The organism is Parageobacillus sp. KH3-4 (assembly GCF_022846435.1).
Lineage (GTDB): Bacteria > Bacillota > Bacilli > Bacillales > Anoxybacillaceae > Parageobacillus > Parageobacillus thermoglucosidasius_A.
The window spans coordinates 1,895,228-1,917,095 of the sequence record NZ_AP025627.1 but is presented as its reverse complement, the minus strand read 5'-3'; the positions used below and the strand labels follow the sequence as shown (position 1 = coordinate 1,917,095).

Annotated in this window: 18 protein-coding genes and 7 pseudogenes; 18 read left to right on the top strand and 7 right to left on the bottom strand. The window is 40.1% G+C overall.

The annotated features are described in order from the left end of the window. Nucleotides 1–12 precede the first annotated feature (12 nt). From MWM02_RS09875 to MWM02_RS09850, 6 genes and pseudogenes are all read left to right on the top strand, one after another. On the top strand, nt 13–1,056 hold the full coding sequence (locus MWM02_RS09875) for a nucleotidyltransferase family protein (protein WP_244401900.1): 1,044 nt from the start codon (nt 13–15) through the stop codon (nt 1,054–1,056). Next, nucleotides 1,053–2,270: a glycosyltransferase family 4 protein gene (locus tag MWM02_RS09870; RefSeq protein ID WP_064553753.1), complete on the top strand. Its 1,218-nt coding sequence runs from the start codon at nt 1,053–1,055 to the stop codon at nt 2,268–2,270. Before MWM02_RS09875 ends, MWM02_RS09870 begins: the two co-directional genes overlap by 4 nt. Then, nucleotides 2,251–3,391 (top strand): annotated as a pseudogene (locus MWM02_RS09865) (glycosyl transferase). Before MWM02_RS09870 ends, MWM02_RS09865 begins: the two are co-directional and overlap by 20 nt. Then, nucleotides 3,339–4,763, top strand: coding sequence for a phosphomannomutase/phosphoglucomutase (locus tag MWM02_RS09860; RefSeq protein WP_244401898.1), 1,425 nt, complete (start codon nt 3,339–3,341; stop codon nt 4,761–4,763). Before MWM02_RS09865 ends, MWM02_RS09860 begins: the two are co-directional and overlap by 53 nt. 363 nt (nt 4,764–5,126) lie before the next feature. After that, nucleotides 5,127–5,861 carry a TGS domain-containing protein gene (locus MWM02_RS09855; RefSeq protein ID WP_244401897.1) on the top strand — a complete coding sequence of 245 codons (735 nt, stop codon included), beginning with the start codon at nt 5,127–5,129 and terminating at the stop codon, nt 5,859–5,861. A gap of 144 nt (nt 5,862–6,005) precedes the next feature. Further along, nucleotides 6,006–6,452, top strand: a complete 447-nt coding sequence (locus MWM02_RS09850) for a hypothetical protein (RefSeq protein ID WP_244401896.1) — start codon at nt 6,006–6,008, stop codon at nt 6,450–6,452. Between the two features lie 316 nt (nt 6,453–6,768). Here MWM02_RS09850 and MWM02_RS09845 read toward each other — a convergent pair whose 3' ends face one another. The 3 genes from MWM02_RS09845 to MWM02_RS09835 all read right to left on the bottom strand — a co-directional run bounded on the left by MWM02_RS09845 (nt 6,769) and on the right by MWM02_RS09835 (nt 10,127). After that, nucleotides 6,769–7,410 (bottom strand): DUF2238 domain-containing protein, encoded by a 642-nt coding sequence (locus MWM02_RS09845; RefSeq protein ID WP_064553765.1) that lies wholly within the window; start codon nt 7,408–7,410, stop codon nt 6,769–6,771. Nucleotides 7,411–7,767: 357 nt separating this feature from the next. Then, a complete protein-coding gene (locus MWM02_RS09840) occupies nt 7,768–8,859 on the bottom strand; it encodes a class II aldolase/adducin family protein (RefSeq protein WP_244403570.1) in 1,092 nt (363 codons plus the stop codon). 41 nt (nt 8,860–8,900) lie between these two features. Next, entirely contained in the window at nt 8,901–10,127 is a 1,227-nt protein-coding gene (locus MWM02_RS09835) for a zinc-dependent alcohol dehydrogenase (RefSeq protein ID WP_064553769.1), read from the bottom strand. Nucleotides 10,128–10,265: 138 nt separating this feature from the next. On the opposite strand from MWM02_RS09835, the gene MWM02_RS09830 reads away from it, so the two are divergent. The 4 genes and pseudogenes from MWM02_RS09830 to MWM02_RS09815 all read left to right on the top strand — a co-directional run bounded on the left by MWM02_RS09830 (nt 10,266) and on the right by MWM02_RS09815 (nt 13,522). Further along, nucleotides 10,266–10,835, top strand: a complete 570-nt coding sequence (locus MWM02_RS09830) for a lysophospholipid acyltransferase family protein (protein WP_244403569.1) — start codon at nt 10,266–10,268, stop codon at nt 10,833–10,835. Nucleotides 10,836–11,064: 229 nt separating this feature from the next. After that, on the top strand, nt 11,065–11,997 hold the full coding sequence (locus MWM02_RS09825) for a diacylglycerol/lipid kinase family protein (protein ID WP_256462214.1): 933 nt from the start codon (nt 11,065–11,067) through the stop codon (nt 11,995–11,997). A gap of 345 nt (nt 11,998–12,342) precedes the next feature. After that, nucleotides 12,343–12,898 (top strand): annotated as a pseudogene (locus tag MWM02_RS09820) (uridine kinase family protein). Nucleotides 12,899–13,045: 147 nt separating this feature from the next. Beyond that, a pseudogene (locus MWM02_RS09815) lies at nt 13,046–13,522 on the top strand (N-acetyltransferase family protein). Nucleotides 13,523–14,709: 1,187 nt separating this feature from the next. On the opposite strand, the pseudogene MWM02_RS09810 reads toward MWM02_RS09815, so the two are convergent. Beyond that, nucleotides 14,710–15,092, bottom strand: a pseudogene (locus MWM02_RS09810) (transposase); the annotation flags it as partial. 429 nt (nt 15,093–15,521) lie between these two features. On the opposite strand from MWM02_RS09810, the pseudogene MWM02_RS19320 reads away from it, so the two are divergent. From MWM02_RS19320 to MWM02_RS09780, 7 genes and pseudogenes are all read left to right on the top strand, one after another. Further along, nucleotides 15,522–15,959: pseudogene (locus MWM02_RS19320) on the top strand (S8 family serine peptidase). Nucleotides 15,960–16,000: 41 nt separating this feature from the next. Beyond that, nucleotides 16,001–16,348 (top strand): S8 family serine peptidase, encoded by a 348-nt coding sequence (locus MWM02_RS19625; protein WP_481861772.1) that lies wholly within the window; start codon nt 16,001–16,003, stop codon nt 16,346–16,348. Further along, nucleotides 16,336–16,527 carry a hypothetical protein gene (locus MWM02_RS09800; RefSeq protein ID WP_064553786.1) on the top strand — a complete coding sequence of 64 codons (192 nt, stop codon included), beginning with the start codon at nt 16,336–16,338 and terminating at the stop codon, nt 16,525–16,527. The genes MWM02_RS19625 and MWM02_RS09800 overlap by 13 nt, the downstream gene beginning before the upstream one ends. A 143-nt stretch (nt 16,528–16,670) precedes the next feature. Then, nucleotides 16,671–17,294 (top strand): sigma-70 family RNA polymerase sigma factor, encoded by a 624-nt coding sequence (locus MWM02_RS09795; RefSeq protein ID WP_064553788.1) that lies wholly within the window; start codon nt 16,671–16,673, stop codon nt 17,292–17,294. Beyond that, nucleotides 17,291–17,455, top strand: coding sequence for a YvrJ family protein (locus MWM02_RS09790; protein ID WP_081260553.1), 165 nt, complete (start codon nt 17,291–17,293; stop codon nt 17,453–17,455). Before MWM02_RS09795 ends, MWM02_RS09790 begins: the two co-directional genes overlap by 4 nt. An 8-nt stretch (nt 17,456–17,463) precedes the next feature. Next, a complete protein-coding gene (locus MWM02_RS09785) occupies nt 17,464–17,703 on the top strand; it encodes a helix-turn-helix domain-containing protein (RefSeq protein WP_064553790.1) in 240 nt (79 codons plus the stop codon). Nucleotides 17,704–17,765: 62 nt separating this feature from the next. Continuing rightward, nucleotides 17,766–18,050, top strand: coding sequence for a glutaredoxin family protein (locus MWM02_RS09780; RefSeq protein WP_064553793.1), 285 nt, complete (start codon nt 17,766–17,768; stop codon nt 18,048–18,050). A gap of 70 nt (nt 18,051–18,120) precedes the next feature. On the opposite strand, the pseudogene MWM02_RS09775 reads toward MWM02_RS09780, so the two are convergent. Beyond that, nucleotides 18,121–18,212 (bottom strand): annotated as a pseudogene (locus MWM02_RS09775) (AAA family ATPase); the annotation flags it as partial. A gap of 114 nt (nt 18,213–18,326) precedes the next feature. Here MWM02_RS09775 and MWM02_RS19390 point away from each other — a divergent pair. Further along, on the top strand, nt 18,327–18,449 hold the full coding sequence (locus MWM02_RS19390; protein ID WP_256462213.1) for a hypothetical protein: 123 nt from the start codon (nt 18,327–18,329) through the stop codon (nt 18,447–18,449). Nucleotides 18,450–19,730: 1,281 nt separating this feature from the next. Here MWM02_RS19390 and MWM02_RS09770 read toward each other — a convergent pair. Together MWM02_RS09770 and MWM02_RS09765 are read right to left on the bottom strand one after the other, a co-directional pair. Next, nucleotides 19,731–21,061, bottom strand: a pseudogene (locus MWM02_RS09770) (IS1182 family transposase); the annotation flags it as partial. Nucleotides 21,062–21,203: 142 nt separating this feature from the next. Further along, entirely contained in the window at nt 21,204–21,848 is a 645-nt protein-coding gene (locus MWM02_RS09765; protein ID WP_064550517.1) for a hypothetical protein, read from the bottom strand. Nucleotides 21,849–21,868 lie beyond the last annotated feature (20 nt).

Sequence of the window (21,868 nt, the reverse complement as noted above, 5' to 3'; positions counted from 1 at the left end):
AGGGATGGCAAAATGAAAGCATTGCTGTTGGCTGGAGGTTTAGGCACACGTTTACGCCCGTTAACGGAAAACTTGCCGAAACCGATGGCGCCCATTGCAAATCGCCCATGGCTGGAACACCTCATCATTCATCTGCGTGAACAAGGCGTTGATCAGTTTATTATGGCTGTACACCATTATCCGGATGTGATTCGCCGTCATTTTGGCGACGGCCGCCGCTGGGGAGTGAAGATTGAGTACTCTCTCGAACCGTTCCCAATGGGTACGGCTGGAGCCATCAAAAACGCGGAACGGTTTCTTGATGAACGGTTTTTGGTCGTCAACGCCGACATCGTCCACTTGCCACAGTTAGTCCCTCTTCTTGATTTTCATCGACAACACGGAGGAATTGCCACCATCGCACTGACGGAAGTAGAAGACCCATCTTCATACGGAGTAGTAGAACAAGATGATAGCGGACGGATTTTGCGGTTTGTTGAGAAGCCGCGCCGGGAAGAGGCGCCGTCCAACCGGATCAATGCAGGGTTGTATATTTTTGAACCGGAAGTGATGCGTTATATTCCGGCGCAGCGCGAAGTTTCCATTGAGCGTGAAACGTTCCCGCGCTTGATTGAGGAAGGTGCCGGCGTATACGGCATGGTCAGCCGCGGCTATTGGCGTGACATGGGAACTCCGGCTCGTTATCGCCAAGTCCATTGGGATGTGCTTAACCGACGGTTTCCTCTGCTCATGCATGGACGTCAAATTCAGCCGGATGTTTGGGCGGGGGAAGACGTCGAATTCGGTGCTGGTGTCCTCTTGGTACCGCCGGTTTTGATTGGCAATAATGTGAAAATAGGCGATCAAACAGTGATCGGTCCATACGCTGTGATTGGCGATAACTGTTATATCGGTGCCCACGTGCATTGTTCGAACTCCATTCTTTGGGATCGCTCAGTGGTGCGCGACAACAGCCGTCTCAGCAACAGCATTTTCGGCTACCGGACTGTGGCGCCGGCCGGCGAGGTTTTCAACAATTCAATTATTAACCAACCAGGAGAGGTGATGCGGGCATGAAGCGGATTGCTTACGTCAGCACATATCCGCCGCGCCGCTGCGGCATTGCCACGTTCACCGAACATCTTCTGCAGAGCGTGCGCATTGCCGGCAAACGGCGCGATGTTGATCCGGTGATCGTTCTTTATAACGAGAATGATGACGATTCGGTTTATCGGAATGACCCGAAATTTTGGCCGCTGGCGGCAGAGGACCGCGCCGCTTATGCGCGGATGGCGGAAAGGGTCAACCGCAGTGATGTTTCGGTGGTCGTTTTGCAGCATGAGTTTGGCATCTTCGGCGGCGAAGCGGGAGAATACATACTCGATTTCGTTCGCGCGCTGAAGAAGCCGCTCGTTACGACGTTTCACACGATCTTTGCCGATCCTCAACCGCCTTATCGACGCATTCAGCAACAAATCGCTGATGAGAGCGACGCGATTGTGGTCATGAACCGTCAGGCGATTCCATATTTGACCCGAGCGTTTAACTTGTCGGAGAGCAAAATCTTCTACATTCCGCACGGTGCGCCGGTGCCGCGCCGCGAGGAACGGAACCGTCTCCGCCGCCGCCTTGGCTTTGCAGGACGAAAAGTGATGTTCACATTTGGATTGCTTAATCGCGGAAAAGGCATCGAATCGGTGCTTGCCGCTTTGCCAGGAGTCATCCGCGAAGTGCCGGAGACGCTGTATGTCATCGCCGGACAGACGCACCCTGAAGTGAAAAAACGCGAAGGGGAAGCATACCGCGAAGAACTGATGGAGATGGTTCGCCGTCTTGGATTGGAAAATAATGTGCAAATGATTAATCGCTATTTCAGCGAGGAGGAACTAGTCGACTATTTGACAGCGTGCGATCTTTACGTCACCCCATATCCGGGAATGCAGCAAATTACAAGCGGCACTTTGGCTTATGCGGTCGGCGTGGGCCGTCCGGTCCTTACAACGCCATATGAGCATGCTCGCGACTTGTTGCGCGGTTGCGAAGAATTGTTATTGCCGTACGGCGACACCGAAGCATGGGAACGGCAATTGCGGCGGCTGTTGGCGGATGAAGCGGCTTTGCGGCAGTGGGAGGAACGGATTTGGAAAATTGGCGAAGCGACGCATTGGCCGCGTGTTGGTGCACAATATGTGCAACTGTTTGCACAGATCTGTGGAGAAAGAGGCGGTGAGGAAACAGCGGACGCGCAATTGAAAGGAGAGGTGAAATCCGTTGTCTCCGGCAGCCGTTAAGTTTGACCACTTGGAACGTTTGACCGACGATACAGGGTTGCTTGAGCATTGCCTCGGGCGCATTCCGCGCCGCCGCGAGGGATACTCAACCGATGACAATGCGCGCGCCATCTGGGCGTGTGTAGAGTGGCTTGATTTGTTGAAGGATGATGAGTCGGGGGAGCGCCGGAGGCTATACCGGCTGCTAGACCGGTATTTAGCCTTTCTGCTCTGGGCGCAGCGGGAAGACGGAACGTTTCAAAACAACTTTCATTTTGACCGGACGCCGGAAGCGGAAGCGCACTCTGATGATTGCTTGGGACGATCCATCTGGGCGGCGGCAGCGGCGTATGTGAGCCTTGATGATGATGCCCGGCGCCGCGTGGTTGCCGAGATTTTTCGCCGAGCGCTTCCGGCCAGCGGCGAGATGCAGTTTTTGCGCGGCCAAGCTTGGGGGCTTGCAGCTTGCTGCCTGATGTTGTCCAAGCGGAATAACGGTTTGGCTTTGCCTTCTGGCGTAACCGAGTCCGACCTTGCAAATTTGGCGGATGCCTTTGAGCAGCGTTTGCTCGCCGCTTACCGCGCACATCGGACGGATGACTGGCGTTGGTTTGAACCACAAATCACCTATGCCAACGGGCTTCTGCCTTGGGCTCTGTTTGTAGCGTATCGGTACCATAGACGTGACGAAACGTTAAAAGTAGCGAAAGAGAGCCTCGACTTTCTGACGGCAAAGATGAGTGGGAGCAACGGTGTCATCCGTCCTGTCGGCAATCGCGGTTGGTGCAGCATCGACCGGCGTGCTGATTGGGATCAGCAGCCTGTCGACGTGATGAAGCTGGCTTTGGCTGCACGCGAGGCTTATCGGGTGTTGGGTGACGAAACGTACCGTGAACTCGTTCGTCGCTGTCGCAATTGGTTTTATGGCGATAACGATCTCGGCACTCCTCTTGCCGATCCGAGCGACGGAAGTTGCTGTGACGGTCTTAACTCGGATGGTCCGAATCCGAACAGGGGTGCTGAGTCGACACTTTCCTACTTATTGACAGAAGCCATGGCACAATCCTTGCAATTGGAGGTGGTTTCACGATGAATTTTTCAATGGCACAACAACAATCCGCTCTACCAACACACGTGTTTAAGGAGTACGATATTCGCGGACGTGCTGGGGAGGATCTGGACGAGAATTTTGCCTACTTGCTAGGATTGGCGTTTGCGGAGATGGTCCAACAAGCTGGTGAGCAGAAGGTAGTGGTCGGCCATGACAACCGCATCTCTTCCCCAACATTGCATCGTGCGCTGATTGCAGGGCTTAGCCAGGCATCGTGCCGAGTGATCGATATCGGTCTAGTGACGACCCCGATGTTTTATTACAGCCTCGAGCACACTAACGTGCCGTGCGGCATCATCGTCACCGCTAGCCACAATCCTGGCGATGAAAACGGATTTAAGATTGCGATGAATAAGACTACCATTTACGGCGAGCGCATCCAAGAACTGCGGCGGATAATGGAACGTCTCCAAACACAAGGAGTTAACCGCAGCGATTCGTGGAAAGAAGGATATGTGGAGGAGCTCGATATCAAGCCGGCCTACTTGAAGATGCTGGAAAACAAGATCAAGCTGGGGGCGCGCAAGCTTAAAGTAGTGGTCGACTGCGGTAACGGAACCGCTTCGATCATTGCTCCGAAAGCATTAGAGGCGTGGGGATGCGAGGTCGTGCCTTTGTATTGCGAATCCGACCCGACGTTCCCTAATCACCATCCAGATCCGGTCGTGCCGGAGAATTTGAAAGATTTGATTGATACGGTGCGACGGGAAAAGGCGGATGTCGGTTTGGCGTTCGACGGCGACGGAGACCGGCTGGGAGTCGTTGATGAAGAAGGAAACATCCGCTGGGGCGACCAATTGATGATTTTATTCTGGCGCGAGATTCTCCGCCGCTATCCGGGAGCTGACGCACCGGTCGAGGTCAAATGCTCGCAGGCGTTGGTGGAGGAAATTGAACGGCTTGGCGGAAAACCGTTCTTCCATCGCACTGGCCATTCGCATATTAAAGCGACGCTGCGTAGCCGTCCGGAAATTCCATTTGCCGGCGAGATGTCTGGCCATCTGTTCTTCAATGACGAATTCTACGGTTATGATGACGCCTTGTACGCGGCAGGACGGCTGTTGCGCATACTATCCAACGATGACCGCAAACTGTCGCAACTGTTTGCCGACGTCCCAAGTTATCATGCTACTCCGGAGACGCGCGTGCCTTGTCCGGAGGAGAAAAAGGCAGAAGCCATCGCTGCGGTAAAACAGCGGTTTGCGGACAGCCATGAAGTCGTCGATGTGGACGGCGCCCGCATTCAATTCAAAAACGGCTGGGGATTGGTGCGCCCGTCGAATACGCAGCCAATTCTGGTACTGCGTGCTGAAGCCGCGTCACCGGAAGCATTGGCTGATATTAAACAACAGTTGGCCGACGTGCTTTCCAAGCCGCCGCTTAACTTAAACATCGCGTGGTGAAGCGGGGCGCGATCAGATTACAATTGGTATCGGCGCTGATTCGAATGGTCTGCACTGTTCGGATCAGCGCCGTTTTTTTCTTTTTTATAGATATTGGATCAACCGATTTTTGACGGTACCTTTTTATATGATTATTGCAAAATATTTGTAAACGTTTCTTTCCAGCAAATATTTTTATCCACTCTGGTTTTTAAGGAATCTATATCTTCATAACTTTGATAAGATTGTGTGAAAAAATGGTGTTGGTTTTCTGTTCGAATAATAATTGGCTGATTGTTACAAAAATATAAATTATGTTTGAAAATTTATATTTCGGTTGTTATGATTTGTTGTAATTTACTTTAAAATCCGGGAGGGATGCAGTTGGTTGATATAATCAAAGAGAAGTTAGAAAATAACGGTTATTCGTTTGTGGCTAAAATCGATTGGGATAGAATGCCTCTATATACGGCTTATTCCCTTTTACAAGAAGGCTATGCGCTATCTGATTTGTTTGGTGTAAAAGTTGTTACCGATTCAACGATTCACTGTTATTCTATTTTGGGAATCCTGCATAATTCATTTAAACCGATTGAAGGGCAATTTGAAGATAACATCGCAATCGAAAAAAGCATTTTCTCAAGATACCTCCAAACAAAGGTAATCATTAATGGAATGGAGGTTAAAGTCACTATACAAACAGAAGCTGATTGGGCTTCAAGTGAAAAAGGGGTATTTCACTTATTGCGAGATGATTTATCCCAAGAAGAAATAAGGAATTTAAGTTCGGCGCTATTAAGAAACTCAATCAATGCTGTAAAGTCAATCTCCAATAATCCAATTGAATTTTATGATTTGGCTTCATTTGAATTATTTCAAAGAGAAATCGCTGTTTTTACACCTAAGATGGATATTTTTTTACTGCCAGAAGGATCAACAGTACTTGATTTTGCTTTCATTGTAAATCCTTCTTCAGCTAAAAGGATGTCTTTTGCGAAAGTGAACGGTAAGTATAAACCAATGAATACAGTATTAAAAGATATGGATGTTATAGAAGTAATTACGGCAAATAAAGAAACACTGGGATTCCAATTGGCTAAATTATGCTTATACTTCTAAAGCAATAAAAGAAAATTATGAAGCATTGTCCAACTCCCATGGAAGATAAATTAGTTTCCATCATCGATGGCGAAGCTCGCTCATAGTTGCTAACGGTACGGTTAGTGAAATGTGAATATAGTTATGTTATAAGGGGGAGAGAAGATGGGAGAAGTGAAATATATAAAAATACACATCCTTTTGCTACTTACGATCATACCTCTTTCTGTTGTTGGTTATTTATTTGCAGTCTATAACGAATCTTTGTTTTTCCTGTATGAATGGCTTCTTACGTTACTGATTTTATATTCAACCATTTTATCCATCATAAGCATCGGGAAAATAAAGGGGAATCTCAAGTGGGTTTCTATCTCCATTTTAGCCTTTCTTGTTCAATTTTCAGTACTTAGTTTGTTCTTAGGCCCTTTTACTCGATATGCTTTATTCTCTGTATTTTATATTGTTACATTTTTTGCGACTATTATTTTTATTATATCTTTTAGAAAAGCGGAAACATTCAAATGGATACCGATGGTTTTTATAATCGTTTCTGTAATATTCACGTGTTATATGTTGTTGTTAAATAGTTTATGGGGAAGAGATGTGAGTTAAGTTTTTATCGTTCGAGAATACTTTTTCTAATGTTAATGAAGGCGTTGCAAAACTAAAACTGGAGGTTATGAATAAGGTTGCAACATAACACATACAGTAATAGTTTCCACAGCCGATTTTCAACAACTTTTTTGTTATTGTTTTCTGGAACATGAAAAAACCGGAGTTCGGCAGTTTGAAGTCCTGGAGCATTCTGTTTCGTCAAGGGCTTGACAACCACTTTCCTGTGAACTCCTAAATACACGTGTAAAGTATGCCCGATCGTTCACCAACACCCTTGGTGCCGCAAGTGCTGGTGAACGTGTTGTTTGCCTAGTCAGTGTCGAGCTTTGGGGGTTATTGCTTCTTTTTTTAACAGTTTGTCATGCAGTTTGGATAAGATAAGCAATGCAGCGATCGAACCGATCAAGCTACATAACATATCCCATTGCGTATCCCAAATATCACCTTGAATTCCTAAAAAGTTTTTCGACGCTTCTCCTCCCTTACTTATTTTGGAAACTAACCATTCGATGATCTCGTACAAGGCAGAGATGGCCAGAGACATACTTATAACAATGGTAAATAACCAAGGACCTTTCGTTAATGGAGTTTTTCGTAATAAAATTTCTCTCAGCACAATCGCAAACAAGCCTTTAAGCAAATGCCCAAATCGGTCGTAATGGTTTCGCTTTAAGTCGTAAGCGTCTTTGATCCAATCGAAAAGAGGGACTTTGGAATAAATATAATGGCCGCCGACAAACATGATAATGGCGAGAATAGTCATAATCACATAAGAGAGAGTAGTGAAACGAAATTTATTGTATACCGCGATGACGATAATCAAACCGACAACAGCAGGGCTAACTTCCAACGCCCATGTCAGGTAACTGGCTGGTTTGATCGCTGACCAAATAAAAACGGCAACAATAACCAATAGTAAAAATAGATGAATTTTTCTGCTTCCATCGTTTTTCACGTTATTCACTCCTTTAGGGAGGTGCTTTATTTACAGTATTTCATCAAAAAACAAGTTTCATACAGTGCATATATCTTCCTTGTTGTGCGAAGAATGGGTTATCATATTCGAAAAAATGCAAACAAAATAAGGGGACTTTGCTTCCCTTATCATCAGACTGAACAATTCCATCTGCTGACAAGGGAGGACCAATCCCCGATCTATCTCCGTTTATTTCAGAGATTCTCCTATCTATCTTAATCGTTACACCAAATTTTTGACGGTATCATCATATAGTACCGGGCTTTATTTCTTCAGCAAAATTGCAGATGATGTTTACAGTTTTTTCTCTTATCATCATCTTAAGAAACGAATGGGTTAAGACATTGGTACTTGGGGAATAATTTTGCCTTCGATACGTGCAAAAATGTCGTCTAAATCCGTACCGGTGATCGTTAAACCATGGTTTTTAAGCCCAATAATCGCTCTAGAAGGATCCTCCGAATTTCTGACAAGTTCAGCTACTGTTTTTGCAAGTTCAATCGTTCCGCATGGATAATTAATCTCTGTAGCTCTTACGCCATCCATCCAAGCATGAACATGTACAATCGCCCCTACCTCCGGGTGTTCTTTGTAAATCATCCAGTGTTCAATCGCGTCAACAGATGCCCTTTTTGGTGTTATATTTGGGGGAACGCTTACTTTTATGGCATTTTTATCAGAATCATACCCCTTTATTAAAAGGAAATCTTCGCCAACCGTTTTCATATTTGCTTTGTTAATTCCGCTTGCACTCATCCAAAAGCTTTCCCTGTCCCGTCTCGCACTGAGGTTTCCATAGCTTAGTCCTCCTATTCCGTAAAGCTTTTTTAGATGACGCATATCGCGAGGTGTAAGATATTCTTCCAAAGGAAATGGAGCAGGGAGCAAATTCATACGGTCAAGCTTTTTTCCAGATTCGCTTAATGATTTCGTAATCTCATCACCGTTCCACAATTCTTCTGGAAGGTCATCATAAAAATCATTGTCAATCACTAGCTGCGAAGCCGCAAGCGGTTCTAATCTTTCATAAATACGCTTGAAAAGTGTTTCTGCTTCTCCTTTTCGATACGTCAATTTGTAAAACCCTTGTTCAGGTGTAAGAAAATAAATATCCGTCGTTCCATCCTCATTATGTAAGATATACATCAAATGATTGGCTAAAGACCTGATTAAATATGGATAGGCCGATTTGTGAATGTTTTCCGATTTTTCCGATGTTTCCATAACGGAAACGACAAATGTTGCTTGAGCCTGCCTCCGGTAAGGACGCGGTTTTTCAGGATCAATAAAATGAAACACAAGTTTAATATTTTCTTCAGGAGCGGAATAAAACGTATAACCTTTTGACAAAAATTCCTCTTTTATTCCTTCTGCAAGCCAACTTAAAAAAGGCGTTTGCTTGTTTCCGCTAATGGTGAAAGTTCTCACGATCTTTCCCTCCGAACTATGTTTTTGTATTAAAAAAGGATTTAAGGTTCGAATACTACTTTCATGATGGGACCTTTTCCTTTGTTAATAACGGTTTGCAAGGCATCACGGTAATTTTCCAAAGGAAAACGATGTGTTACTAATGGAGATAAATCCACCTTTTCATCGCTCATTAATTCAATGGCAATTTGTAACGTCCGCATCTTCTTTCCTTTATATTCTTCCGTACTGTATGCAAAGCTTCCTTTAATATCCAGCTCATTAAGCCAAACGGCCGTCCAGTCGACGCCGTCCATGATCCCTGCCAATCCCAATAGAACAACTTTTCCTCCATTTCTAGCAAAACGGAGTGCATCGTTTATGCTTTGCTTATTACCGACGCATTCAAAAATAAGATCGGCTCCGCCTTGTACAACCGGATCGCCAAAGAACGGCTCTAACACGCTTGCATGAAGAGATTTGGCCGTTTCGTAAATATAATTTTTATTTTTTGTAAGATAAATAATTTCATCTGCACCATAGTGGGAAGCAAGCTGTGCTTGAAAGCCATGTTTTGCCAACACCACAATTCGGCAGGGAAATTCAAGCGCTCTAATCGCGGCGACAACGCAAATCCCTATTGTACCGGCTCCAATGACAAGTACCGTATCACCCTTTTTCGGAGGATTTCGCAAAACAGCATGCAGGGCACAGCTAAAAGGTTCTACCAGCACTCCGTTTAAATCATTTACATTATCAGGAAGCTTTAATACTTGGCTTTTATGTGCAACAAGATAAGATCCCCAGCTTCCGCCGGTATCACGGCAAGTGCCTATTAACAATCCCGGCGAAATTTCTCCCTCGACCATAAAATGGCAAAGGTTGTAATCACCGCGCCGGCAATTAGGACAAGGGTCTGCAATTCCTCTTGTTATACATGATAATATTGGGTCAATGACTACACGGTCTCCGACATTCATGTTTTCCACCTTTGAACCAACTTCTTCAATCGTTCCTACCACTTCATGTCCAATCGTAAATGGAAAAGACGCAAACGGAGAAGTGACTGGACTATCCTTTAAAAGGATGAGATTTAAGTCACTTCCACAGATTCCTCCGTACTTTACCTTTACTTTTACCCATTCATCGTTTGGAAGTTTGGGTACTTCAACACGGCGTAATCGAACGCAGGATAATTTGGAGTTCCAATAAAAAGACTTTGAAACTTTACCCATTATTTTACTTAAGGCATACCGAGGCACGCTGTATTCAAATTGAATGGAATTCATTGTTACATCACCCCCTGGTATAGAATATTTTGGTTAGTAAGTATAATGTGTACTTTGGAGTAGCAAATTATACATAATAGCGAATTTAAACAACGTTTTTCTTATGGTAATGGGTGAAGAAGCATGTTCTATACAAGCATGAAATGGATTTCCAAAATAATCTTATGTTTCATTTTTCGAATTGAAGTAATTGGCATCAAAAATTTCCCTAAAACTGGTCCAGTCATTGTAGCAGCAAACCATACAAGCAATTATGATCCTGTTATTCTTTTCAGTATCTTTAACCGAAAAATTCATTTTTTAGCGAAGAAGGAACTGTTTCAGCGACGTATTGCCAATTGGTTTTTTCAAAAACTTCATGCTATTCCTGTGGACCGACAAAGTGGAATTGTCATTCGCCCTGTCCGCCGTGCCTTAAAGGTGATTGAAAACGGGGGAGTGCTTGGAATTTTCCCGGAAGGTAAAAGATGTAAAAATGGGGAGATTGTCAAACCGAAAAAAGGGGTGGCTTTTTTAGGGGTAAAAACAGGGGCACCTGTTCTTCCGGTGGCGATTATTTATATGGATACGAAAAAGTGGCTTCGAAAGACGGTAAAAATTGTGGTTGGGCCAATAATGTATTTAGATGAACTTAAATGTTCCAATTATACTGTACTTGCAGAGGCTGTTATGAATCGCTCAAGAGAGCTTAGAGAAATACATGCATAAGTTGACAATAAATTTTTCTAAGGATATGGCAGTAAATTTAGGCAAAGAAAAAGCAACATCAATCCCTTGTATTTTCCAGTGATTCCCGTTCATATTTGTCCCGCGTTAGATAACTTTGCATATTTTCCTGATCAAAGGGGAAAAATTGCTATTAAAAAATAGATGGTGAAATGGTAAAATTAATGAAAACAATCCTAGTTATGGAATGGCACAATAAACCGATTTTCGCATGTCCTGCGAATTGTTGCGATTTCTAATAAAAAGGAAAGATCTGTTTATGTATTATTTTATCGTCAATAAAATCTCGGGAAACGGAAAAGGACTAAAAGTTTGGAAAAAAGTTGAGAAGTTGCTTCAAGAGAAACGGATAAATTATCAAGTCCGTTTTACCGAACGTCCAAAACATGCAGTGGAAATCGCTAAGGAGCTGTCTTCTGAAAAATGTTATGCGGTTGTCGCTGTAGGTGGAGATGGTACAGTTCATGATGTTGCTAACGGGTTAATCGGTTCGAATATACCTTTAGGTGTTATTCCTGCAGGATCGGGAAATGATTTTGCAAGAGCTCTTGATATACCAATGGATTATAAAAAAGCACTAGAACGTATTTTAATGGGAAAGCAAAGAAAAATCGATATTGGAAGAATTGGCGAAGAATACTGCATCACTGTAGCGGGGATCGGTTTTGATGGCAAAGTGGCCGAGGTAAATAATGATTCCAAATATAAAAAATGGTTAAATTTCATTAGATTGGGTGCTCTTTCCTATGGGCTTAGTTTCTTGCATGTTTTATTAAAATATCGCCCTGTCAACATTCAATTAAAGGTTGATGGGGAGAACCTAGTTTTTTTTAATGTATGGTTAATTGCTATTGCTAATATTCCAAATTATGGTGGGGGTATTAGAATATGTCCGGATGCTTGTTATAATGATGGACTTTTCGACATTTGTATCGTACACAGCATAACAAAATGGGATTTGTTGCGCACTTTTCCGAAGGCGTATAAAGGCAAACATCTTTTTCATTCTGGTGTAACCATGATCAAAGGAAAACAAGTAGAAGTTATCTCTGAATTTCCAGTTATTGTACAAGGCGATGGCGAGATTCTCATGAAAACTCCGGTGAATGTAACGATTCAAAGGGATGCATTACTTATCATTTAAATAGGGAACGACAACTATAAAAGTTTTGATCTGCTTGGCGAAAACAACCGCCGAAGCTGGCACCAGATGTAAATCTGATTGGTATTTTGTGTAGGAAGCCCTTCAAACACGAAAAATTTTTTGCCAAACTTCCGTTCAGAGCTATTTGTTACATAATGAAGCAATAATATTTTTGCGGGAAGTTTAGTTCTTGTTACTGCTGCTACCTAATTTATTAACATTAATGTAATGCTACGCGAGTAATCCTGCTTTAAACATAGAATATCGTAATATTTTAGCGGATTGAAAGGTGGTGATTTAGTGAATTTGATAACAAAAAAAGGTAAATTTAAAACTTTCGAACAATTGGTAAGGTCTATAGACAAAATTCCCAGAAAACAATCTACGCTTCTAATCGGAATAGATGGTTGTGGGGGCTCAGGAAAAAGCACATTATCTGATAAATTAAAAGAAGAATGTTCTAATGTAACGATTGTTCATATGGATGATTTTTATCTTCCTTCTGCTCAAATTATAAATACGCACCCAACAAAAAAGCCTGTCGGTGCAGATTTTGATTGGAAACGTGTATTAAATCAAGTGCTTGAACCCATTAGCCAAGATAAAGAGGGGTATTATCAACGATATGATTGGGAAACTGACAGTTTAGCAGAATGGCGTATGGTTCCTGTTGGTGGCATTGTGATAATAGAAGGTGTGTACTCCATTCGCAAAGAATTATCAGAAAAATACGATTTCACAATTTGGGTTGATTGTCCAAGAGAAATACGGCTTGCGAGAGGTTTGCAAAGAGACGGAGAAAAAGCTCGTGATATGTGGGAAAATAATTTGTGAAGATATTTATGTTGAAAAACACAAACCACACGAAAGAGCAGACCTTGTTGTTGATGGGACTAGATAAGTTCATTCAGCTCGCACGGAAGAACAGATTAGCTTCCATCATTTATGGTGAAGCTCGCTTCATGGTCGGCTAACGGGCGGATTAGTTGAAGAATAACACTAAATTTGCCTTTATGATAGTCGTACTTTTACAATTAGGGGGATTAAGATGGAAATTCGTTCAGTGAAAGGGTCAGACTACTATGTAATATCTCCACTAATCAATGAGTGGTGGGGCGGAAGACAGATGTCTGATAAGTTGCCAAAATTATTCTTCGAACATTTTAAAAATACAAGTTTCATTGCCGAAAAAGATGGAAAAATCGTTGGATTTTTGATAGGTTTTCTATCCCAAACATATCCATAAGAAGCATATATACACTTTGTTGGGGTTCATCCAGATTATAGGAAACAAGATATTGGAAAACGACTTTACAATGAATTTTTTCATATTGTGAAAAAGAATGGCCGGAATATCGTCCGTTGTGTAACTTCACCAGTGAACAAAGTTTCCATTGCATTTCATACAAAAATGGGATTTGAAATCGAGAAAAACGGAGATAAAGAAATGGACGGAGTTTCTGTATATGCTGATTATGATGGACCAAATCAAGATAGAGTTTTATTTGTGAAGAAGTTAGTTTAATGATGAGCTGTTCAACTAACGGTTGGCGATAGTTGAACAGGACATACAAAAAAAGACCGATTGATTTCGGTCTTTTTCTGTGGTCTAAAATCAACATGAAATTAAAGTTCACTAAGCTATACAGGTTCAGAAAAAGTCATGTTCACTGTTGCTTGTGTTCTTCTAAAATATTGTTTTATAAAATCTCGGTCATTTTAACACTTCCTGGAAATAATAAAAAACCTTCTCAAATGAGAAGGGCTACATATTTGCACTTCCAAAGCTATAGAGTTTCTCCATAAAACTCATCTTTATTTATGTGGGTAGATTTCTGCCATTTTTTGATGAAATATGTAAATGACAGAATTATCCCCGCTTTATGCGCAATTTTGATCATTTTTTGTTTGTATGTTTACTGAATTGTTGAGTAACAAAAATGTTGTTTCAAGACTCCAGATATATTGCTCCATTAAAGAGTCATATTGCGGAAGAGACTTATTGAAATGATGGGCAGTTATGTAAAGTAATTTTGAATTAAGGTTTGGAATGTTTTTGGCAAATAGGAAATGTATCAATGGCAATTAAAAATGTCCACTCATTAATATAGAGTTTGATCAGGCTAATCGTTTAAAAACTCTCACTAACAAACTGGCAAATGGTGCAGCGTTCCATTCATATACGTATTACTACGATCAAAATAACAATATAGAAAGTATTGTTACCAATCATGGTACCATTTCGTATCAATATGATGAGCTGAATCAATTAGTTCGTGAAACGTTGCTGGATGGTACAGTCATTACTTATGAATATGATTCAGTTGGAAACCGCACGAAAAATTGTCACCAAAGATGGAAGCAGTACAACAACTTCCTATTCATACAATGCGGCGAATCAATTTGGAAGTATTGATTTAGGAAAGTTTAAGCAAAAAGTAAAAGGTAAAACAAGCATATAAAGAGCCTAAAACCGGTTGGATAATTGAAAAAGATACCGCTCGTCATGTAGGTAGAAAATGGAAACTAAAAGATAAGAAAGGAAAGCGAAGAGCTTCATTAGACGGAAATGGAAGAATATTATCTAATTAGAAAATCACATATAACCGTATACATGTTTATTTAACAATTTTATGCTAAATAGCCATCAAGATTTAAACAACATTATTTTAGTTAAAAGGTGGTATTTTTTCGAGCCCTTTGCACAGTGAGGGAGACCGTGGATTTGGAAAACGAAGTGCCGCACAACTCTTCTGTGATTTGGGTGATTTTTCGGGTAGACACTCCGTTTATAACCATTTCCATTAGTGCGAGTACTAAAGCCTCTTCGCTCCGTTGAAACAGTTCAGTGGAGAACTCCCCATCTCTTGTCCGTGGAACGCGCAAGATCAACAACCGTCCACCCGGGTCATCAGCTGGCGTGGATACGAACTGTTGCGATATTCTTTTCGTTCTTCCGTTCGTTCATAACGGCGAGCCCCCAGCTGTTCTTCCACTTGCGCTTCGAGAATTTGATTTAAGACTTATTCCAGCAGCTTAGCTGATCCCTCACCTCTGGTTAATAACCCATGCAAAAGTTCACGGTAATGTGATATTGGGCCATTGTTGCGTTTCTCCTTGTTTGGTGTTTTTGATCCACTGTTTATTCTGCCAAATGGGAAGCAACATGGCTCTTTTTCTATTTTCCTTTTTGCACAATTATATGGGCTTAAACTATATTGGATAATTGGTTCTACATAGCGTAGCAATACAAATGAAGTTTCTAGCTATTAACAATAAATTTATTGATTTTGCAAAAATGGTTGTGGAAATTTTTTTGCGAATTTCTTTATAAAGAGAGTCATCCTAAAAAAAGCTATAGGAGGTTTTTAGATATAGGGAAAACGAAGTAAAACTTCTGCCGTTCAATCCATAAAAAATTATTTCATCCTCAAAAAATATACCTTCAGAAGAAATATCCCCCAAATATCTTAGATATCGGTTCACAATATAAATGGAATCACGGTTACACAGGAAAAAGGGTAGTGATTGCCGTACTTGATACTGGTTGTGAAACAAACCATCCTGATTTAAAAGATAGAATAACAAGAGGATATAATTTTACATAAGAACATGGGGGTGATATCAGTATTATCGAAGACACAAATGGACATGGAACCCATGTTGCAGGAATAATAGCTGGTTCTAGAAACGGTAAGGGGATAATGGGAGTGGCTACAAATGTAAAGTTACTCATTTTAAAAGTGCTAGATCAATTTGAAGGAGGTTCAATACGCTCACTAGTTGACGCAATTCGCTACGCTGTTGATTGGAGAGGTACAACTGGTGAGAGGGTAAAGATTATTTCACTATCTTTAAGTTCAAAAATACCTACCTCTGATCTATATGAAGCAGTTAAGAGAGCCATCGCACATAATATCTTGGTCGTAGCGGCATCGGGTAATGATGGAGATGGAAATTAGAAACAAATGAATATCGGTATCCGGGGGCTTATAAAGAAGTAATAGAAGTTGGCGCAATCAGTAAATTAAATGAGGTTGCTGACTTTTCTAATACTATCGAAACTTTTTATGCCCCAGGAATCAATATTTATTCTTCTTTTTTAAATAACAATTATACTACCTTGTCTGGTATTTCAATGGATGCACCTCATGTAGCCGGAGCCATCGCTTTATTAATCAAGGAATACGAAGATTTATTCGGAAGGGAACTAAATGACATGGAAACCTATCGATTGTTCATGGAACATACAACTCCTATTAAAATAAATCACAATAAAGAAATTTATTGGTTGAATTTGGAGAAAAAACAATGCTCAGAAATAGAGGGGAATAAAAAATGGAAACACTAAAAAGGGATATGTTACTCAAATGTTTTTGTGAAGCTAGAAAAACTCAAGCCTTCTTTACGAAATGCTTAGATGAAAATTCATCAGAAGAGGAAAGGGAGTTCCTTTTGGAGTTAGTAAAAGAATCAGCTAGAATTTCTAACAAAATTATGGAGATTTGTGTAATTAATCCAAATAAATGATAATAAATGGTATAATATTTTTGAATATTTAAATAAAATAAAAAAATTATTTTCCTTCATGGCTAAGTTTTCAGTTGGTCATTTTTTTGAACATAAAAACAGAACGTACGTTCATTCTCCTATTCAGGAAGGTGGGAGAGATTATGAATCTAGACAGATTTGACGAAGCTTGTATTCAAGATGTAGAAAAGTTCAAGAAAGAGAACAAGGCATTTTTAGAGAATACGATAATCAAATCATTTCTAAATGATGAGAAGAACGAGAAATTGCTTCTGGAAGTTATTTGTTATCCTACAAAAGAAAATAAAGAGTTATTAGACAACGAATTTAAAAAGTTTTATTCAGGTATAAGATTTACATCGTTTATCTCTTCAACCTTATATTTTAACGCAATCAATTTTGATAAACAGTACCGTAAAGTGTTGAATCGATATATTTTGACACTTGATAAGCCAATGAAGGATGAAGAAGATACGTCATTTAAAGACATGATTGCTGACTCTCAAACGGAAATACAAGTAGAACATATCATAAAAAGTGATGATATAACGGATTATATTGAAGACCCTGTTCTTTATGAGGCTATTCTAACATTATCGGATAAACAGAGAGAAGTTATTAATTTGGCATACGTGAAAGGCCTTACAGACACAGAAATTGGAAAATTATTAAACAAATCGCAACAAGCAATTTCTAAGATGCACAAAAAAGCATTAGAAAATATTTATAAATTTATCAAAGAAAAAGAGGAGGGAACTAGAAAATGACTGTAGTCGAAGTTCCTCAATGGATAACAATTGTAGGCAACTTTGGATTTCCGATAGCGATTACCATCTACTTGTTTTTACGCTTTGAAAAGAAACTGGAAAGATTAGAGATAGTCATTAATCAGTTAAGTGAAGTTATTAAAGAGTCAAAAAAGGAGTGAACTCCGCTATGTTATATGAATTATTAAAAGCATCTAAAAGCAATAATCAGGCGTTAGAAGAAATCATGAATTTGTTTGAGCCAAAATTAAAAAAAACATTATCCCTTACTAAATATGGAGAAAGAGAAGATCTTGCACAAGAGTTAAGATATAAGTTGATTAAGTATATTAGAGAATACGATGTCGATTCTACACCAGGTTTTTGGGAATTAAAAGACCAAATAAAAGGTAGAACCAATGTATCTTAAAAGGGTTGTTTAGATTATGTTTCTTTATAAAATGTACGTTCTTGAAAGGGGAAGGAGTAGTAATGGAAGTTATCGTTTATTCAACAAAAAACTGCATTTATTGCAAAAAACAAAAAGAATTCCTAACGGAAAAAGGAATTGAATTTGAAGAAAGGGATATTCACGAAAATGAGGAATACTTTCGGGAATTTAAAGCTTTGGGTGGGTACGGTACACCTTTTACTATTAAAAAAGAAAATGGTATTATCGTTTCTAAAATTATGGGATTTAATCGGGAAAAGTTACTAGATGAATTAATTAATGATGCTAAGTCTAAAAAGGGAACACATCGAACGGAGAAATTATAACAAACATAATTACATGTTAAGGCTGATTATTTTTCAAAAAATCGCCGGTTTAAAATTCTCCAGAAGGACCTCATTGATCCTTCTGTTTTTCTTGTTGGAACCTCTTTTCCGTAATCGATAGCTTTCCCCCTTTAGATTGAAAATGATGGAATGATGCAGCAATGAAATCGTTAGAAACTCCATTAGTTATTTACTCCATTACGTACATTATTTGAACAGCGATCCGATATATTAGAGCTTGCGTGATGAATGTGATTTCACCGGCGGGTTCGTACTGTGACGGAGTATGTTTCCGAACGCAGAAAGCAATTGATCAAGGAGAAAGAAACGTATGTTGATTTATATCATCTCGAGAACGAAGCACAAGTCGATTTTGGAACAGATGAACTCATCCGCTAAATGAATATTATGAAAAAAAATATCCATCTCTGTCCTTCCCGTACAGTAATGTGGCCTATCGTCGTATTGCTAAAAGCAAATTTAAAAAGCTTTCTTCATAGACTTCAAACTTTATTCGAGTATGACGGAGGAGTATCAAACAAAATATGGTTTGATAACTTTTCGGCGGACGTATTGAAAATCGAAAAGAAACAGAACATGCCCCAACGCATCTAAATATTTCAGTGTTTTCAACTGCACTTTCCCCCAGCACAGATGAATTCATCCATTTCCTCATCATATTCCATGTTTTAGCTAGTTCCATCCATTTTTTATGTTAGTTTTTGTTCCCGTTAGCCAACAATGTATCGCTTTGTTACACCACAGATGATGAAATTAATTAAATCCATCAATACCGTTTACTATGGCTAGGAGTGTAAGCATACAGAACCTGTTAGTGGCAATCAGAAAATGTACAGTTTGGCAATTAAGTGTATGCATCTATTTGTCTATTTAGGAGATCATATTCGTGCTGAACTTTAATACCGGTCTTACGATTGCTTCCTCTGAACCTTAAATAAATTTTTTGTAATTGTACAAATATATTATTTAGAAATTTTTTGATATTATGTTTACAAATACAATACACCAACATATAATTCATAATGAATGGAAATTAACTGAAGAAATGGGAAATTGCAATTCTAAACATTCCTTTTTATTAAGAAATTCAGTTGCACAAAAAAAACATTATATTGTACGGAAGGGGATTTTTTGAAAACCGTTATGCCCAAATTATCTTTAATCGTAACTATCGGAATATCACTATTTTTCCTTATGTCAATGTTTTCAGTTTTAGTTGTTTCACAACGATATTTAGGGTAATCATGATTTTAGGAATTATCATATCTTTTGTGTTGGCGGTATTAGGCCCAAAAGGGAATTTTAAAAATGCTTTACTGACTGTTGTTATAATTATTGGTGTATTTTATGTGATTGGTATTGAGTTAATGAGAAGCAATTTTCAGGGGAACGGATTTTAAATATATTATATGATCGTGTTGTAAAACTTGACTATTTAATTTATCCTCACATTGCATGTGTAATTGTAGTTCCGCTGATGATATTACTCAATAGCATTGTATTGGTCGTCCGGAAATCATCCTTAACCCAATAACGATCAAAAGGAGTGGGAAAAGTTTTTCCACTTCTTTTCAGACTGTTGACAAAATAGAATATGTTTTCAATAAAAGTAGGGAGAATAGGAAATAATACGAGTGAAAAGGAAGGACGGTGCTTCGGCTTCCATAGGTAATTCACCAGTTTTCTCAAATTCATGGCAGCACCAACAAGCATCGGACTGTGCCTGATTTTTTTGTGCCCAGCGCAGACCATGTTTGTTTCTCTTTCATATCGGCGAAATCCCGTTCAACCGTCTCTTTTCGAAGGGCATAGAGTTCATGGTATTCCGACACATACCGCAAATGGCTCTGCTTCTTCATAGTAGTCTTGACATACGTGGCGAGTGGCTACTTTCGTGTGGTTCTTACTTTGTGTGCACGGAGGAAGATACGGACAGCTTCGGAACACCGACGGGTCCGATTTGTATTCCCGATATCTTTTCCGATTCGTGGTTAGAGTAAGATAGAACTTGACTATTAGGACACAAACAACAACAAAAATATTCGTCATACACAAAATCCGATTTTCGAAAAAATCCATCTTTGGTTTTCGGGCGAGCGTACAGTCAAAATTTGCTTTACTACTTGCTCGAGTAAATACTTGGCAATGGCAGGAGTTTTATATCCTGCATCGACACACGCGGCTTCCGGACATGGTTGGATTTCCCGCTTTACTCGTTCGAACAGCTCAAAAAACGCTTGATTGTCGTGAATATTGGCTGCCAGCACGTAAGGCTGTAAAATCCATCCATGGCGATCACAAGCTATATGATACAAATAGGGCAAACATTCGCTCCCGTTCATTTTTCACAAATAGTCCGCTCTCTGGATTTGTTTTGCTTACTTTTACTTCTCGTTTTTTTTCGTCTCCGGCGGCAACGGTGATTTCCCATGAGCGATCCGGTCCCGTTCGATTTCTTTTTCGAGTTCTTGTTGGTAGGCCTTGGCTTCGACTTCTGCCATTTCGATCATAAACTTCTTTTTATTGGCGCTCGCTTTAACATGAGTGGAGTCCACGTATACGATGTTCTGATCTACTAATCCGTGTTGAAAGGCTTCTTTTAAGATCCGTGAAAAAATTTGATGGAACACATCCGTTCCGGCGAAACGGCGCGCATAGTTTTTACTTGGCGTCGAATGATGAGGAACAGGATCATGAAGGCTAAGTCCCAAAAACCAACGGTAGGCGACGTTGGTTCGGATTTGTTCGACCGTTTCGCGCATCGAGCGAATCCCAAATACATACCGAATCAAATATATTTTAAACAACATCACTGGATCAATGCTCGGACGTCCATGGCTGGGAGAATAGAGATCTTTTACCACATCATAGATAAAAGAAAAATCAATGGACGAATTTAGTTTTCTTACCAAGTGATCTTCAGGAACCAGATCATCGAGTTTCACCGTCATTTCGGTATAGCGCCCGTCTTTTTGGTGTGGCCGAAGCATCGTTCTTCCCCTCATTCGCTTTTTCCTGTCTCCATAATAAAACAGCTTGTCGACAAAGTCGGCAAGCTGTGCGTACATTTAAACATGATGTATGCTTAATTTTTTTCATGCCCTTTTTGTAATGTTTACTCATTAGAACTTATTAAAAGGTCTTGAACCACTCTTTATCGTCTAATGGTGCACCATTTTTAATATAACTCATGGAAACCGTTCCATGCTTTAATCCAGCATCTTTTTGAATAAATGATACGATTTCGTTTAAAATTTCTTCATCCTTTTTATCCGGCTTTCTAGGTACAGATATGTGAATAATAGGTGTCGCATCGTATTCTTTATAACTACTTGGCTTATTTGGATTAACGTGATATGTTATTCCGGTTCTATCATCATATTCTACCCAAAATTTGTCCAACGTCCCAAGCTTTTGCTCAATATAAGGACGTATATTGTTTTCTAATTCCATTTCCCATTTCTCCGCAATATAGGTGTCTTCCATCTGTTTTGTTTCTTCGTTGTAATAGATTAAAAACTGTGTATGATCTTTTTCGTTCTCTGCTTTAGCAGCATAATCAAATGTTGAGAAGTTACCCATATTATCAAATAGTGTGCCATAAATAATAATTTTATCTTTAAATGTATTTTTTATATATTCCTGTGCTTGTGTTTTTATCTTTTTGACTTCATCTTCATCTGCCTTCATGCTTTGTAAAAACGAGAAAACAAAAAGCCCGATACCTAATGCGAATATGCCGAATACACCGATAGCAATTTTTATTTCTTTATTCATAATAATCCTCCTTGTTGTGT

What these genes read in the sequence shown, in the direction of transcription:
- MWM02_RS09780 (WP_064553793.1), top strand. Translation starts at nt 17,766, where the DNA reads ATGGAAGTTATCGTTTATTCAACAAAAAACTGCATTTATTGCAAAAAA.
- MWM02_RS09785 (WP_064553790.1), top strand. Translation starts at nt 17,464, where the DNA reads ATGTTATATGAATTATTAAAAGCATCTAAAAGCAATAATCAGGCGTTA.
- MWM02_RS09825 (WP_256462214.1), top strand. Translation starts at nt 11,065, where the DNA reads ATGTCCTGCGAATTGTTGCGATTTCTAATAAAAAGGAAAGATCTGTTT.
- MWM02_RS09830 (WP_244403569.1), top strand. Translation starts at nt 10,266, where the DNA reads ATGAAATGGATTTCCAAAATAATCTTATGTTTCATTTTTCGAATTGAA.
- MWM02_RS09835 (WP_064553769.1), bottom strand. Translation starts at nt 10,127, where the DNA reads ATGAATTCCATTCAATTTGAATACAGCGTGCCTCGGTATGCCTTAAGT.
- MWM02_RS09860 (WP_244401898.1), top strand. Translation starts at nt 3,339, where the DNA reads ATGAATTTTTCAATGGCACAACAACAATCCGCTCTACCAACACACGTG.
- MWM02_RS09875 (WP_244401900.1), top strand. Translation starts at nt 13, where the DNA reads ATGAAAGCATTGCTGTTGGCTGGAGGTTTAGGCACACGTTTACGCCCG.
- MWM02_RS09765 (WP_064550517.1), bottom strand. Translation starts at nt 21,848, where the DNA reads ATGAATAAAGAAATAAAAATTGCTATCGGTGTATTCGGCATATTCGCA.
- MWM02_RS09870 (WP_064553753.1), top strand. Translation starts at nt 1,053, where the DNA reads ATGAAGCGGATTGCTTACGTCAGCACATATCCGCCGCGCCGCTGCGGC.
- MWM02_RS09790 (WP_081260553.1), top strand. Translation starts at nt 17,291, where the DNA reads ATGACTGTAGTCGAAGTTCCTCAATGGATAACAATTGTAGGCAACTTT.
- MWM02_RS09795 (WP_064553788.1), top strand. Translation starts at nt 16,671, where the DNA reads ATGAATCTAGACAGATTTGACGAAGCTTGTATTCAAGATGTAGAAAAG.
- MWM02_RS09850 (WP_244401896.1), top strand. Translation starts at nt 6,006, where the DNA reads ATGGGAGAAGTGAAATATATAAAAATACACATCCTTTTGCTACTTACG.
- MWM02_RS09800 (WP_064553786.1), top strand. Translation starts at nt 16,336, where the DNA reads ATGGAAACACTAAAAAGGGATATGTTACTCAAATGTTTTTGTGAAGCT.